The organism is Nocardioides ginsengisoli (assembly GCF_039537225.1).
GTDB lineage: Bacteria > Actinomycetota > Actinomycetes > Propionibacteriales > Nocardioidaceae > Nocardioides > Nocardioides ginsengisoli.
Genome location: NZ_BAABAC010000007.1, coordinates 46,569 through 60,454, shown reverse-complemented (window position 1 = coordinate 60,454; position 13,886 = coordinate 46,569). Strand labels below are relative to the sequence as shown.

Here is a 13,886-nt window from a genome sequence, read left to right as displayed (position 1 = left end):
GGCCCTCTGCGTGGAACGGCGCGGCGTCCGGCGATCAGAGTCGCTGCCAGGGAGACCGGGCCGACCGGCTCGTCTCTCGCAACCAGGAGGATCGCGATGGACGGCACGACGCTGGACAGGTGGGGCCGTGTGGAGCCGCACCCTGCCGGCGCCGAGCTCCGGGTCGGGGTGTGGCCCGGGATCGACCCCGCCGCGAGCCTCCTCGGTGGTGACCGGCGCCGTGTGGCGCGACCGGCGCCGGTCACCACCGACGTCGAGCGCCTGGCCGGGCTCGCCGAGGCGGCCCAGTTGCGCGGCCGCGGCGGCGCGGGCTTCCCGTTCGCGGTCAAGCTGCGCACCGTCGACCAGCACGCCCGTACGTCGGGCCGCTCCGCGGTCGCCGTCCTCAACGGCGAGGAGGGCGAGCCCGCCAGTGCCAAGGACCGGGTCCTGATGACCCTTCGCCCCGAGCTCGCGCTGCGGGGCCTGGGCCTCGTGGCGGGCGCCCTCGGCGCGGAGCGCTCGTTCGCCTACGTCAGCGACCGGCTCGCCCGCGAGCGGCTCACTACTGCCGCCCTCGCGACGGCGGCCGCCGGGCACGGCGACCTCGCCGGGCTGCATGTCGTCGACGCGCCGGCCGGCTACGTCAGCGGCGAGGAGTCTGCGGTGGTCCGGGCGCTGTCGGGCGGCCCGGCGAAGCCGACGCACAAGCCGCCACGGGCCTTCGAGGCGGGCGTCGACGGACTGCCGACGCTGGTCAGCAACGTCGAGACCCTCGCCCACCTCGCCCGCCTCGTCGAGGACGGAGGCCGGCACACGCCGAGCGTGCTGCTCACCCTGGTCGGCGACCGCGGCGACCGCGCGGTGGTCGAGGTCCCCGATTCCGTCACCCTGCGCGAGGTGCTGATCTGGCAGGGGATCGACCCCGCCCGCCATCGGTACGACGTGCTGCTCGGCGGCTTCTTCGGCCGGCTGATCAAGCCGCGCACCCTGTGGCGGACGATGCGCGATCTCGCGTCCCGCCAGTACGCCGACACCCTCGGCTGCGGCGTCGTCCTGGTGCTGCACGACACCTGCCCGGTGACCGCCGTCGCGGAGATCCTGCACCACCTCGACCTGCAGAACGCCCAGCAGTGCGGGCCCTGCTTCAAGGGCATCCCGTCCATGGCCGGCGTGGTCGACGACCTGGCGCACGGGCGGGCCGGGCGTGAGGACCTGGTCCGGCTCGCCGGCTGGGGGACCGGCCTGCGCGGACGCGGCGCCTGCGGCACCCTCGACGCCGCCTGCGGCGTCGTGACCAGCCTGCTCGAGCGCCGCGGCGAGCTCGTCGCGCGCCACCTGACCCGACCCTGCCGCCGGTGTGCCGAGCACCCCGAGCGGCCCCCGGCGACCTCGTTCGCCGTCCCCTGGCCCGCCGACATCAAGGAGCAGACATGAGAGTCCAGGTCGACATGAGCAAGTGCCAGGCCTACGGGCTGTGCGCGGAGGAGGCGCCCGACGTCTTCGAGCTCGACGAGTGGGGCTACCCCGAGCTGACCGACGACGGGGCCGTCCCCGACGGCCAGGCGCCGCGCGTCGAGCGCGCCGTCGGGGCCTGCCCGGCCCAGGCGATCCGCGCCACCAACTAGCTGTCCGCGCACCGCGCGGTTCGAGAGGAGACGACCGACGATGGCCAAGTTCGAGCCAGGCACCGCCCGCAGCTGGGCGATGGAGAGCCTTCGCGGCGTGAGCGGCTGCATCCTGCCGTCGTTCACCGCCGACCAGACCGCCCTCCACGAGGAGGCGATCCGGCACGACATCCGCCGCGAGCGGGAGCTCGGGTTCACCGGCTTCCTGATCGTGGGCGAGTGCGGCACCACCCGCGCCGAGTTCGAGCGGTTCGTCGAGATCGCCGTCGAGGAGGCGGGCGACGACATGGTGACGATCGTGCAGGCCGCGGCCGGCACGCTCGCCGAGAACATCGCCATCACCGAGATGGCCGCCGGCAAGGGCGTCGACCTGGTGATGCCGTCGTACCCGATCGCCTTCTACCCGCAGGACCCGAAGGAGATCATCGAGTACACCCGGGCGATCGCCGACGCGGCCGACCTCGGCGTGATCGTCTTCGCGATGAACCTGTGGAACTTCATGCGGCTGCACCCCTCCGGGTTCGCGCCGGCGTGGCTGGAGGAGATGGTCGAGACCATCCCCAATGTCGTCGCGATCAAGAACGAGATCGGCGACCCCGGGGTGGCCGGCCTGGCCGAGGTGTTCCGGCGGTTCAGCGACCGGGTGATCGTCGCCGACCCGCTGGAGATGAACGCGCCGGCGTGGATCACGACGTACGGCATGCCGTGGATGGGTACGTCGAACTACGAGTACTTCGGCGACGTGGTGCCGCGCATCCACGCGCTCGCCCAGGACCCCGCGCGGTACGACGACGCGATGGAGCTCTACTGGCAGGTGCAGCCCGCGCGGGCCGCGACCGGTGCGCTGATGCGCGAGGCCAACGCCGGGACGTCGTTCGTGCACCGGCTGCTCTGGAAGTACCAGGGCTGGCTGCAGGGCTTCCACGGCGGCCCGGTGCGCAGCCCCCACACGCGGCTGCACGACCGCCAGATGAAGCAGCTGCGCGCCGCCGCGATCGAGTCCGGGCTGCCGATCACCGACGAGCCGGACGCTCTGTTCTTCGACGGGCGGGTGCCGCGATGAGGCTGTCACCCGACCCGCAGCCGCTGCACATCAGCTCCGACGACATCGAGGCCCACGTCGGCTTCGACCTGGCGATCGAGGCGGCGGACGCCGCGGCGCGGGCGGTGGCGGCGGGCGCGGTGACCACGCGTCGTACTCAGGTGTCGTTCGAGGGCGGCTGGATGCGGGTCATGGTCGCCGACGTCTCCTCGCTCGGCGTCTTCGGCTACAAGGAGTTCCACCTCGCCGACGGCCGGCTGGTCCGCTATTGCGTGCACGTCTTCGAGGAGACGACCGGGCGTCCGCTCGGCATCGTCGACGCGGCCCGGATCACGACCCTGCGGACGGCGGCCACCGCCGCGGTCGCCATCCGGCACCTGCTGGGCGAGCGACCGTCGGTGCGACTGGGCGTCGTCGGCACCGGATCCGAGGCGCTCGCCGGCGTGCAGGCGCTCAGCCGGCTCGTCGGGCTCGAAGAGATCCGTGCGACCAGCCGCAACCCGGTCAACCGCGAGGCGTTCGCCCGGTCGGTCGCGACCGAGACCGGTCACGTCGTGACCGTCTCCAACTCGCTGGAGAAGGTTCTCGACGGCGTCGACCTGGTCTATGCAGCGACCAACTCCGGCGGGCACGTCGTGCTCCGGCAGGAGGACGTCGCCGAGGTCGGCCTCGTCGCCTCGATCGGCTCGACGCTGCCGATCCAGCGCGAGCTGGCCGGCGCGGTGCTCGCCGGTGCCGATCGGGTCGTCGTCGACACGATGGACGTCCTGGAGGAGTCCGGCGACGCCATCGAGGCGCTCGACACCGGCTGGAGCGGCGACGTCCAGCTGCTCGGCGCCGCGCTCTCCGCCCCCGCGCCCGCCGGCGAGCGGGTCGTCTACAAGTCCATCGGGTCGCCCGAGCAGGATCTGGTGCTCGCGCACCGGATCGTCCAGCACGCCGCCGAGCACGGCTACGGCCGGCGGATCGACGCCCTCTCGGCAGTCAAGGAGAACCTGTGAGCACCACCGTCGTCCCCGCCGTCACCCGGCGGGAGCTGGCCTCCGGCCAGGTCCTCTCCCTCGTCGCCGGGCAGTGGCTGCCCGGCACCGGCGGCGCCCGCCCGGTGCTCGACCCCGCGACCGGTGAGCAGCTCGCCGAGATCGCCACCCTGACCGATGCCGAGTGCGATGCCGCAGTCGACGCGGCGGCGCTCGCGCAGCCGGCGTGGGCGGCTCGGCCCGCCCGCGAGCGGGCCGAGCTGCTGCGCCACGTGCACGAGGTGCTCGTCGCCGAGCAGGAGGACCTGGCCCGGCTGATCACGCGGGAGAACGGCAAGTCGCTGCACGACGCGCGCGGCGAGGCGGCGTACGCCGCGGAGTTCTTCCGGTGGTTCGCCGAGGAGGCGGTCCGCACACCTGGCGACATGCGTCGCTCGCCGTCCGGCCGCAACTGGATCCTCGTCTCGCACGAGCCTGTGGGCGTCGCGCTGCTGGTGACTCCGTGGAACTTCCCGGCGGCGATGGCGACCCGCAAGATCGCCCCGGCGCTCGCGGCGGGCTGCGCCGTCGTCCTCAAGCCGGCGATGGAGACGCCCCTCGCCGCCCTGTACGTCGCCGACGTGATCCGCGAGGTCGGCATCCCCGACGGCGTGGTCAATGTCGTGCTGCCGGCGGCGACCGGACCGTCGGTCTCACGGATGATGGCCGACCCGCGCGTGCGGGCGGTCTCGTTCACCGGCTCGACCGAGGTCGGCAAGATCCTCCTCGAGCAGGCCGCCCACACCGTGATGCGGTCGTCGATGGAGCTCGGCGGCAACGCCCCCTTCGTCGTCCTGGACGACGCCGACCTCGACGCCGCCGTCGAGGGCTTCATGCTCGCCAAGTTCCGCAACGGCGGCAGCGCATGCACCGCCGCCAACCGGATCCTGGTCCAGGACGCCGTCGCCGACGACTTCGTGGCGCGGATCCGCGAGCGGATCGCCGGGCTGCGCCACGGCCCCGGCCTCGACGAGGACGTCGAGATCGGCGCGCTGGTCTCGACCGTCGAGCGCGACCGGGTCGCGGCCCTCGTCGACCGAGCCGTCGCGGGCGGCGCGGAGCTGCTCGTCGGCGGCGCCGTCCCGGACGGGCCGGGCTGCTTCTACCCGCCGACGCTGCTCGACCGGGTGCCCGCCGACAGCGAGCTCGCGGCCACCGAGATCTTCGGTCCGGTCGCCGCGGTGACCCGCTTCGCGACGCTCGAGGAGGGCCTCGCGCTCGCCAACGACTCCGAGGCCGGGCTGATCTCGTACGTCTACACCGCGGGTCTCGAGCGCGCCCTCGCCGTCAGCCGCCGGCTCGAGTCGGGGATGGTCGGTCTCAACTGCGGCCTGGTGTCGGACCCGGCGGCGCCGTTCGGTGGTACGAAGGAGAGCGGACTCGGCCGCGAGGGCGCCCACGAGGGGATGCTCGAGTTCATGGAGACGAAGTACGTCGCAACGCCGTACTCCTAGTGGTGCAAGGAAGACGATGGTCATCACACATGTCAGGAGCGTCGGGATCGCGGTGCAGGACCTGCGCCAGGCCCGCGAGTTCTACTCCCGCTGCTGGGGGCTCGAGGAGGTCGACCGCGACGACGAGCGCCTCTACCTCGGCGCGGGCTGCCCCGAGTCGTACGTGCTCCGGCTGCGCGAGGCCGCCGAGCCGCGCGTCGACGCGGTCAGCCTCGCGGTCGACACGGCCGCCGAGGTGGAGCTGTACGCCGAGCGTGTCATCGCGCACGGACAGGCGAAGCTGATCGACGAGCCCGGCCCCCGCCAGGACCGCGGCGCCGGCTACGGCTTCCGCTTCTTCGACTGCGACGGGCGCACCGTCGAGATCTCCGCCGACCTCGACCTGCGCCCCTACCGCGAGGTCGCCGAGGGCGAGCCCCGGCCGCGCAAGATCAGCCACGTCGTGTTCAACACCCAGGACCTCGACCGCACCCGCCGCTTCTACGAGGAGGCGCTCGGCTTCAAGGTCTCCGACTGGGTCGAGGACTTCTTCTGCTTCCTGCGCACGAGCGGCACTCACCACCTGCTCGCGTTCGCCCGCTCGGAGCGGACCTCGCTCAACCACGTGTCCTTCGAGATGCGCGGCCTCGACGAGTTCATGCGGGCCACCGGCGCGATGATGCGCCAGGGGCACCGCCTGCTCTGGGGCCCGGGGCGGCACGGCGCCGGCGACAACACCTTCTCCTACTTCCAGGACCCCGCGACCCGCTACGTCCTGGAGTACACGACCGCGCTGCAGGTCATCGACGAGGAGCACGGCTGGACGCCGAAGGTCTACACGACCAGTCCCGAGGACACCGACCAGTGGGGGACGTCGAACCCCTTCGACGAGGTGATCCTGCAGGAGATGCACGGCACCACCGACCCCGGGCTCTGGACGCCGGCGCCGTGGTGACGCCGCGCGGGGTCCTGGTCACCGGAGGCGGCTCCGGCATCGGCCTCGCCGTGGCGCGGGCGCACGCGCGTCGGGGCGACAAGGTCGTCGTCCTCGACCGCAGCGACGGCGACGACCTCGGCGACGGGATCCACCGGGTCGTCGGCGACGTGACCAGCCCGGACGACAACGAGCGCGCGGTCGCCCGGGTGCTGGAGGTCGCCGGCCGGCTCGACCACTTCGTCGGCAACGCCGGCATCCACGACGGCGGGCTCCGGCTCGCGGACACGGATGCCGCGACGCTGCGCGACGTACTGCGCCGGGTGCTCGACGTCGACGTGGTCGGCTATGCGCTGGGTGCGCACGCCAGCCACGCCGCGCTGCGGGAGACCGGCGGCTGCATGACGTTCACGCTGTCCGACGCCTCGTTCGAGGTGCAGGGCGTGGGCGCCGGACTCGCCTATGCGACCGCCAAGCACGCCGCCGTCGGCCTGGTACGGCGGCTCGCGGTCGAGCTCGCCCCGACGGTGCGGGTCAACGCGGTCGCGCCGGGCGGGGTGATCACCGGCCTGCAGGCCGCCGGGGACGGCGCCGCGGAGTCGCCGCTGTTCGCCGACCCGGACGCGGTCCGCGAGATCGTCTCCCACCTCAATCCGCTGCACGTGATGCTCGACGCCGACGAGATCGCCGAGCTGTACCTCTTCCTCGCCTCGCCGGCCGCCCGCGGCATGACGGGGCAGGTGCTGCGCCCCGACGGCGGCCTCTCGGTGGGCCGCGGCTGACCGTCCGAAGCCGTCCAGTTCCGCTGGAAGGAACATTCGGCCTTTCCCCTGTCCCTCACATCCCGCGGGCGGGGACGATGTGCGTCGTCCCACCTCGTGAGTCCGTCCGAAGGAACCTCCCCATGGCACCTCGTGAGCTCATCGCCGACAGCGACCGGTTCGACGTACCGCGCTCCTATTTCGCCGACGACGCGGTGTGGCGCCAGGAGCTGGAGACGGTCTTCCGGCACGCATGGCTGCTGATCGGGCACGAGTCGGAGGTGCCGGCGCCGGGCGACTACGTGACCCGGCGGATGGGCACCGACGAGGTGATCATGGCCCGTTCGGAGGACGGCCCGATCCACGTGCTGCTCAACTCGTGCACGCACCGCGGAACCCTGCTCTGCAAGGCCGACATCGGCAACAGCTCGCACTTCCGGTGCGGCTACCACGGCTGGACCTTCGCCAACGACGGCACGCTGCGCGGCGTCCCGCGTGGCCGCGAGCTCTACGGCAAGGACTTCGACCGCTCGTCGCTCGGCCTGCGCGCGGCGCGGGTCGGGACCTTCCACGGCCTGGTCTTCGCGACCTTCGACCAGGAGCTCTGCTCGCTCGAGGAGTACCTCGGCCCGATGGGCTTCTACCTGGAGTGCATGCTGGGGGTCTCGCCGGCCGGCACCGACGCGCCGTACGGCTCCTTCCGGTTCACCCACCTCGGCAACTGGAAGCTCGAGGCCGACAACCTGGCCGGTGACGGCTACCACCTCCGGCACGCGCACCGGGCCGGCTTCGAGATGGGCCTGATGGGCGCTCAGGCCGGGGCCGTCGAGGGCGTCTGCGTCCAGTTCCCGCACGGCCACGCGCTGCGCGCGCAGCGCACCGCGGGCCAGGAGGAGCCGGCCTTCCCGGGCTATCCCGAGGACCGCTGGCTCGAGATCACCGAGCAGCTCAGCGCCGAGCAGGTGCGGATGTTCGCGCACTCGACGGTCGTGCACGGCCTGATCTTCCCGAACATGGCGTTCGTGCACACCCCGCGCGCCGGCGGCTTCGACGCCGGCGAGCCCGACGCGGCGATGCTGCAGGTGCGGCTGTTCAACCCGCTCGGCGTCAACGAGACCGAGGAGCTCAACTGGCTGGTCACGCCGGCCGACTATCCGCACGAGTGGAAGGAGTCGGCGTTCAAGACCATGCAGCGCCAGCACGGCGCGACCGCCTTCTTCGAGAGCGACGACCTGGAGAACTTCCGCCGGATGCTGCAGGTCAACGGCGGCCGCGAGGCCAACCGCTCGGTGCCCGCCAACTTCGACCTGGCGCGCGACTCGGCGCCGTTCACGCCCTGGTTCGACGGACCGGGCTCGGTCGTCGGCTCCGACATCAGCGAGGTCAACCAGCGCTGGTTCTACCGTCACTACCTCGACGCGATGGGAGCGGACGCGTGAGCGACCTGGCCGCGGCGGCGACCGCGTTCCTGCACCACGAGACGCATCTGCTGAACAGCGAGCGATACGACGAGTGGCTGGCGCTGCTCGCCGACGACTTCGACTACCGGATGCCGCAGCCGGTGCTGCGCGACGACCCGGCCCTGCCGCGGCACAGCGAGCGCTCCCTGCTCGCGTGGGAGTCGGTGGCGTCCTTGAAGCTGCGCTTCGAGCGGATCCTCACCGACTTCGCGTGGGCCGACCGGCCGCCGGCCTTCCACCGCCGGCACCTGACCGCGATCCGGGTCGCGCCGATCGACGACCCGGCCCAGGTGGCGGTGTCCGCCGACGAGATCGTGTTCCGCTCGCGCACGCCGGAGGGATCGACGGTGACGTCGGCGCTGCGGGAGGACGTGGTCGACCTGAGCGGCGACCGGCCGCGGCTGCGGCGTCGTACCGTCCTGATCGACACCGACCGCCCCGACCTGGCGCAGATCGCGCTGCTCTACTGAGGAGCTGAGGATGTCCGACTTCGAGGAGCTCGCCCGGCTGGTCAACGAGTACACCGCCGTCCGGGTCGGCGTCGACCGCAGCGGCGCGAGCCCGCGGCTGCGGATCTCCAGCGACCGGACCGGCGACGCGGTCTCGCTCGACGCCACCGCGCTGGAGGCGATCGCGTCGCTCGACCAGAGCAGGATCGGCCTGCTGGTGGGAGCGTTCAGCGAGACCGGCGACGCCACGGTCGCGCTCGAGGAGGACGGGCCGGAGTGAGCGGCCCCGAGCTGGTCCGGCCGGAGACGCTGGCCGACCTGGTCGCGCTGCGGGCGGCCCACCCCGACCGGACGCTGGTCGCCGGCGGCACCGACGTCATGGTCGGCGTGAACTTCGGCCGGCTGCGTCCGAGCGGTGTCATCGACGTCGGCCGGGTCGCCGAGCTGCGCGCGCACGAGGTCGTCGACGGCGTGCTGCGGATCGGCGCGGGCGTCACCTTCGGCCGGATCGAGACGTCGCTGGCCGACGTGGTGCCGGCGCTCGCCACCGCCGCGCGAGGCGTCGGCTCGCCGCAGATCCGCGCGGCCGCGACGATCGGCGGCAACCTCGGCACCGCGTCGCCCGCCGGCGACGCCCATCCCGCGCTGATCGCGCTGGGCGCGTCGATCGAGCTGGCATCGGTCGACGGCACCCGGCTCGTCCCCGCCGACGCCTACTTCCTCGGCCCGGGCCGCTCGGTGCGCACCGAGCGGGAGGTCGTCGCCGCGGTGCGGATCCCCGTCGGCGACGGGATCCGACAGGAGTTCGCCAAGATCGGCACCCGCAACGCCATGGTCATCGCCGTGGCCGCCGTCGCGGTCGTGGTCGACCTGGAGAGACGCCGGATCGGGGTGGGTCTGGGGTCAGTCGGGCCCACCCCGATCCGGGCAGCCCGGGCGGAGGCTCTCCTGGCGGCCGCGCTGTGGCCGGACGGCGGCGAGCGAGTGCCGCCGACGGCCGAGACGATCGCCGCCTTCGCCGAGGAGGTACGACGCAGCGCCCGTCCCATCGACGACGTCCGCGGTACGGCGGCCTACCGCGCGCACGCCGTCCAGGTGATGGCGCGGCGGTGCGCGACCTGGTGTCTGGAGGAGGTCCGATGAGGCTCGAGCTCGACGTGAACGGGCAGGTCCACACCGTCGAGGACGTGGCGGTGTGGGAGAGCCTGCTCACCGTACTCCGCGACCGACTCGCGCTCTACGGCTCGAAGAACGCCTGCGAGCAGGGGGAGTGCGGCTCCTGCTCGGTGCTGGTCGACGGCGAGGTCGTCTGCTCCTGCCTGGTGCTCGCGGGCCAGGCGGAGGGACGATCGGTGGTCACGGTCGAGGGGCTCGACGCCGACCCGATCGCGACCGAGGTGCGCTGTGCGCTGGTCGCCGCGGGCGGCGTCCAGTGTGGCTTCTGCACGCCAGGCTTCGTGGTCACCGCGACCGGGTTGCTGCGCGACCAGCCGTGTGCGTCGGAGCCGGCGGTGCGTGAGGCGCTGGCCGGGAACCTCTGCCGGTGCACCGGCTACAGCAAGATCGTCGAGGCGATCGCGCGCGCCCAGGCGGAGCTGGGCCGATGACCGGCATCGGCAGCTCCGCGCCCCGGCCGGACGGCGACGCCAAGGTCCGCGGCCGGTTCCCCTTCTCCTCCGACCTGTGCGTGCCGGGGATGCTGTGGGGGCACACGGTCCGCAGCCCGCATGCGTACGCCCGGATCCAGTCGGTCGACGTGACGCGAGCGCGCGCGGCCGAGGGGGTGAGGGTCGTGCTGACGGCGGCGGACGTCCCGGGGCGCAACGGGTTCGGACTGGTCGTCGACGATCAGCCGGTGCTGGCGTCCGACGTCGTCCGGTACGTCGGCGAGCCGGTCGCCGTCGTCGCCGCCGCGACGCCCGAGCAGGCGCGCCGGGCGGCGGCGCTCGTCGAGGTCGCCTACACCGAGCTGGAGCCGCTGTGCTCGGTCGAGGAGGCGCTCGCACCGGACGCTCCGGCCCTGCATCCGGACGGCAACCTGGTCCGGACCATCGACATCCGCCGCGGCGCCCCGTCGCGGCACGCGGCCGACGTCGTCGTGACCGGCACCTACACGGTCGGGATGCAGGACCAGGCACCGCTCGGCACCGAGTCCGGCATCGCGATGCCGACGTCCGGTGGGGTGCGGCTGCTGGCCAACAGCCAGTGGATCCACGCCGACCGCAACCAGCTGGCCGCCGTCCTGGACCTGCCGCCGGCGGCCATCGACGTCACCCTCGCCGGTGTCGGCGGCGCCTTCGGCGCACGCGAGGACATCACCCTGCACGCCCACCTCTGCCTGCTCGCGCTGGCGAGCGGCCGGCCGGTGAAGATGGTCTACTCGCGGGAGGAGTCGTTCGTCGGGCACGTGCACCGGCATCCCGCGGTGCTGCGCTACGAGCACGGCGCGCGCGCCGACGGGACGCTGCTCTACGTCCGCTGCGAGATCGACATGGACGGCGGCGCGTACGCCTCGACGTCGTGGGCCGTCGTCTCCAACGCCGCGGCGTTCGCGGTCGGGCCGTACGTCTGCGACGACGTCGAGATCCGGGCGCGGGTGGCGTACACGAACAACCCGCCCTGTGGGGCGATGCGCGGCTTCGGCGCCGTCCAGGCGGCGGTCGGGCACGAGGCCCAGATGGACCGGCTGGCCGACGCGCTCGGCATCGACCCGGTGGAGCTGCGGCTGCGCAACGCCCTCGACGAGGGCGACCTGCTGCCGACCGGGCAGCCGCTGCGCGGCGCGTCGCCGGTGCGCCGGATCCTGGAGGAGCTGCGCGACCTGCCGCCCGTCGCCGCGCCGCTCGCTGTGCCGGGCGGCACGGCGAACGTGACGCGCGGCGAGGGCGTGGTGCGGGGGACCGGCTACGGCATCGGGTTCAAGGCGGGCGGCATGCCCGAGGGGATCCGCGACTACGCCACCGCGTGGGTCCGGCTGCTGCGCCGAGACGGCGAGGTGGTCGCGCAGGTGCGCACGGCCGCCGCGGAGATCGGCCAGGGGCTGAGCACCGTCGTCCCGCAGATCGTGCGGACCGAGCTCGGTGTCGCGGACGTGACCGTGCTGCCGGCCGACACGTCGGTCGGGTCGGCGGGGTCGTCGTCCGCGAGCCGGCAGACGTACATGACCGGCGGCGCGGTGCAGGCGGCGTGCCGGGCGCTGCGCGAGCAGCTGGTCGAGCGCGCCCACGAGTATCACGGCCATCGCTTCGGCGAGCTCCTGGAGCGCGGGCACGACATCTCCCTGCGCGACGGGATGCTGGAGCTGGACGACACGACCTTGCTGGGGCTGGACGACCTGGTGCCGCCCGAGGGTCTCGAGGCCACCCGCCGCTACGACCACCGGCCCACGACGCCGTTCGGGGCGGACGGGCAGGGGGAGCCGCACGTCCAGTTCATCTTCGCCGGTCACCGTGCGGTCGCGGACGTCGACGTCGAGACCGGACTGACCCGGGTGGTGCAGCTGGACGTCGTCCAGGACGTCGGGCGCGCGATCAACCCGGTCGCCGTCGAGGGGCAGATGCAGGGCGGGACCGCGCAGGGTGTCGGCCTGGCGCTGATGGAGGAGATCCAGGTGGAGCGCGGCCGGATCCGCAATGCCTCGTTCACCGACTATCTGGTGCCGACGATCCTCGACGTGCCCCCGATGACCACGACGATCCTCGAGCTGCCCGACCCCGAGGCGCCGTACGGCGTGAAGGGCGCGGGTGAGCCGGCGACCATCTCGAGCACTCCGGCGGTGATGAGCGCGGTGCGCCGCGCCGCCGGCCGCGACCTGTTCCGCGTGCCGATCCGGCCGTGGGACCTGACCGACCTCCCCACCGAGAGCTGAGGGCACATGGAGAACGAGCACGAGCAGTCCCGCGCGACCGGCGACCTGCCGACGTACGCGGTCGCCTTCGTCGACGCGCTGCGGGCGGCGAACGTCCGGCTGGTCGGCACCCTGCCGGAGTCCCTGCTCAAGTCGGTCTACGTCGGCATCGACCGCGCGGAGGACATCCGCCTGGTGCGGGTGAGCAACGAGGCGGACCTGCCCGGCATGCTTGCCGGGGCATACCTGGGCGGCATGCGGGCGCTGATGATCACCGAGAACTCGGGTCTGCGCCAGGCGTGCGAGCCGATCGCCCGGCTGTCGTTCGCCCACCACGTTCCGCTGGTGATGGTGGTCAGCTATCGCGGCGATTTCGGCGAGCCGAACTGGTGGGGGCACAACCACGCGCAGGTGATGGGCCCGCTGCTCGACGCGCTGCGGATCCCGTACCGGATCGTCGACCGGATCGACGACCTCGCGTCATCGGTCGAGAAGGCGTTCCTGCACGCGGACGCGAGCCAATGGCCGGTGTGCCTGGTGATGACCGGCGAGTGCATCGAGGGAGGAGTGGCATGAAACGCGTCGACGTCGCCCGGATCCTGGGCGAGGAGACCACGACCGAGGACCTGTTCGTGTCGTCGATCGGCGGCATCCTCGACGACTGGTGGAACCACCGCCCCGGCGGCGAGGACAACACGCTGTCGGTCAGCATCCTCGGCTCGGTCAGCTCCACCGCCCTCGGCCTCGCCATCGCCCTCCCGCACCGCCGCGTCGTCGCCATCGAGACCGACGGCTCGATGCTGATGAACCTCGGCATCCTGTGCACCCTCGGCGCCGAACGCCCACCGAACCTGACCGTCGTCGTCCTCGACAACGGGCTGTACGAGTGCATCGGGTCCGCACCCACGCTCACCTCGCGCCATGCCGACCTGCGGCTGATCGCGGAGGGTGCGGGGTGCCTGCACTGCATGGACGTCTCCTCCGAGGACGCGCTGCGGGCTTCGTTGCGCTCGGTGTTGTCGGACGGGGAGCTCGGGTTCGTCGTGGCCAAGATCGAGCCCGGGATGGAGGTGTGGCCGGCGGAGAAGCGGCGGTACACCGACGGTGTGGAGGACAAGTATCGGTTCATCCGGCATGTGGAGCGGCTGGAGGGGATCGTCGTGCATGCCTCCTCGCCGCACGTCTGAGCCGTCGAGGTTGCGGGGTTCCTGCGTCGAGGTTGCTGTTCTTCGGGGTTGATGTAACGGGGCTGGTCGGGCGGCCGCGCTGAGCGTGCTGACGCGGCCGCCCTCGCTGCGCGGGAGTCGTGTGCCTGAGAACGTCTGTGGAGGGGT

Annotated in this window: 15 protein-coding genes; all 15 read left to right on the top strand. The window is 72.8% G+C overall.

Features of this window, described 5'->3' with window-relative positions; all coding sequences use genetic code 11:
- Window positions 1-129 precede the first annotated feature (129 nt).
- The 15 genes from AB4880_RS05390 to AB4880_RS05320 all read left to right on the top strand — a co-directional run bounded on the left by AB4880_RS05390 (window position 130) and on the right by AB4880_RS05320 (window position 13,739).
- Entirely contained in the window at window positions 130-1,416 is a 1,287-nt protein-coding gene (locus tag AB4880_RS05390; protein ID WP_367918184.1) for an NADH-ubiquinone oxidoreductase-F iron-sulfur binding region domain-containing protein, read from the top strand.
- Window positions 1,413-1,607, top strand: coding sequence for a ferredoxin (locus AB4880_RS05385; RefSeq protein WP_367918183.1), 195 nt, complete (start codon window positions 1,413-1,415; stop codon window positions 1,605-1,607). The genes AB4880_RS05390 and AB4880_RS05385 overlap by 4 nt, the downstream gene beginning before the upstream one ends.
- 40 nt (window positions 1,608-1,647) lie before the next feature.
- On the top strand, window positions 1,648-2,670 hold the full coding sequence (locus AB4880_RS05380; protein ID WP_367918182.1) for a dihydrodipicolinate synthase family protein: 1,023 nt from the start codon (window positions 1,648-1,650) through the stop codon (window positions 2,668-2,670).
- The gene (locus AB4880_RS05375; protein WP_367918181.1) at window positions 2,667-3,650 is read left to right on the top strand and encodes an ornithine cyclodeaminase; all 984 of its coding nucleotides are present in this window, start codon (window positions 2,667-2,669) and stop codon (window positions 3,648-3,650) included. Before AB4880_RS05380 ends, AB4880_RS05375 begins: the two co-directional genes overlap by 4 nt.
- Window positions 3,647-5,122 carry an NAD-dependent succinate-semialdehyde dehydrogenase gene (locus AB4880_RS05370; protein WP_367918180.1) on the top strand — a complete coding sequence of 492 codons (1,476 nt, stop codon included), beginning with the start codon at window positions 3,647-3,649 and terminating at the stop codon, window positions 5,120-5,122. Before AB4880_RS05375 ends, AB4880_RS05370 begins: the two co-directional genes overlap by 4 nt.
- A 16-nt stretch (window positions 5,123-5,138) precedes the next feature.
- The gene (locus AB4880_RS05365) at window positions 5,139-6,056 is read left to right on the top strand and encodes a VOC family protein (RefSeq protein ID WP_367918179.1); all 918 of its coding nucleotides are present in this window, start codon (window positions 5,139-5,141) and stop codon (window positions 6,054-6,056) included.
- Complete coding sequence (locus AB4880_RS05360) at window positions 6,050-6,817, top strand: SDR family oxidoreductase (RefSeq protein ID WP_367918178.1); 768 nt, start codon at window positions 6,050-6,052, stop codon at window positions 6,815-6,817. The genes AB4880_RS05365 and AB4880_RS05360 overlap by 7 nt, the downstream gene beginning before the upstream one ends.
- Before the next feature lie 122 nt (window positions 6,818-6,939).
- Window positions 6,940-8,235, top strand: a complete 1,296-nt coding sequence (locus AB4880_RS05355) for an aromatic ring-hydroxylating oxygenase subunit alpha (protein ID WP_367918177.1) — start codon at window positions 6,940-6,942, stop codon at window positions 8,233-8,235.
- Window positions 8,232-8,726: an aromatic-ring-hydroxylating dioxygenase subunit beta gene (locus AB4880_RS05350; RefSeq protein WP_367918176.1), complete on the top strand. Its 495-nt coding sequence runs from the start codon at window positions 8,232-8,234 to the stop codon at window positions 8,724-8,726. Before AB4880_RS05355 ends, AB4880_RS05350 begins: the two co-directional genes overlap by 4 nt.
- Window positions 8,727-8,736: 10 nt before the next feature.
- The gene (locus tag AB4880_RS05345; RefSeq protein ID WP_367918175.1) at window positions 8,737-8,985 is read left to right on the top strand and encodes a hypothetical protein; all 249 of its coding nucleotides are present in this window, start codon (window positions 8,737-8,739) and stop codon (window positions 8,983-8,985) included.
- Window positions 8,982-9,848: an FAD binding domain-containing protein gene (locus AB4880_RS05340; protein WP_367918174.1), complete on the top strand. Its 867-nt coding sequence runs from the start codon at window positions 8,982-8,984 to the stop codon at window positions 9,846-9,848. Before AB4880_RS05345 ends, AB4880_RS05340 begins: the two co-directional genes overlap by 4 nt.
- A complete protein-coding gene (locus AB4880_RS05335; protein ID WP_367918173.1) occupies window positions 9,845-10,312 on the top strand; it encodes a (2Fe-2S)-binding protein in 468 nt (155 codons plus the stop codon). The genes AB4880_RS05340 and AB4880_RS05335 overlap by 4 nt, the downstream gene beginning before the upstream one ends.
- Window positions 10,309-12,573, top strand: coding sequence for a xanthine dehydrogenase family protein molybdopterin-binding subunit (locus tag AB4880_RS05330; RefSeq protein ID WP_367918172.1), 2,265 nt, complete (start codon window positions 10,309-10,311; stop codon window positions 12,571-12,573). Before AB4880_RS05335 ends, AB4880_RS05330 begins: the two co-directional genes overlap by 4 nt.
- A 6-nt stretch (window positions 12,574-12,579) precedes the next feature.
- Window positions 12,580-13,128, top strand: a complete 549-nt coding sequence (locus AB4880_RS05325; RefSeq protein WP_367918171.1) for a hypothetical protein — start codon at window positions 12,580-12,582, stop codon at window positions 13,126-13,128.
- A complete protein-coding gene (locus AB4880_RS05320; RefSeq protein WP_367918170.1) occupies window positions 13,125-13,739 on the top strand; it encodes a thiamine pyrophosphate-dependent enzyme in 615 nt (204 codons plus the stop codon). Before AB4880_RS05325 ends, AB4880_RS05320 begins: the two co-directional genes overlap by 4 nt.
- Window positions 13,740-13,886: the final 147 nt, after the last annotated feature.

What these genes read in the sequence shown, in the direction of transcription:
- AB4880_RS05385 (WP_367918183.1), top strand. Translation starts at nt 1,413, where the DNA reads ATGAGAGTCCAGGTCGACATGAGCAAGTGCCAGGCCTACGGGCTGTGC.
- AB4880_RS05380 (WP_367918182.1), top strand. Translation starts at nt 1,648, where the DNA reads ATGGCCAAGTTCGAGCCAGGCACCGCCCGCAGCTGGGCGATGGAGAGC.
- AB4880_RS05375 (WP_367918181.1), top strand. Translation starts at nt 2,667, where the DNA reads ATGAGGCTGTCACCCGACCCGCAGCCGCTGCACATCAGCTCCGACGAC.
- AB4880_RS05365 (WP_367918179.1), top strand. Translation starts at nt 5,139, where the DNA reads ATGGTCATCACACATGTCAGGAGCGTCGGGATCGCGGTGCAGGACCTG.
- AB4880_RS05355 (WP_367918177.1), top strand. Translation starts at nt 6,940, where the DNA reads ATGGCACCTCGTGAGCTCATCGCCGACAGCGACCGGTTCGACGTACCG.
- AB4880_RS05345 (WP_367918175.1), top strand. Translation starts at nt 8,737, where the DNA reads ATGTCCGACTTCGAGGAGCTCGCCCGGCTGGTCAACGAGTACACCGCC.
- AB4880_RS05335 (WP_367918173.1), top strand. Translation starts at nt 9,845, where the DNA reads ATGAGGCTCGAGCTCGACGTGAACGGGCAGGTCCACACCGTCGAGGAC.
- AB4880_RS05330 (WP_367918172.1), top strand. Translation starts at nt 10,309, where the DNA reads ATGACCGGCATCGGCAGCTCCGCGCCCCGGCCGGACGGCGACGCCAAG.
- AB4880_RS05325 (WP_367918171.1), top strand. Translation starts at nt 12,580, where the DNA reads ATGGAGAACGAGCACGAGCAGTCCCGCGCGACCGGCGACCTGCCGACG.
- AB4880_RS05320 (WP_367918170.1), top strand. Translation starts at nt 13,125, where the DNA reads ATGAAACGCGTCGACGTCGCCCGGATCCTGGGCGAGGAGACCACGACC.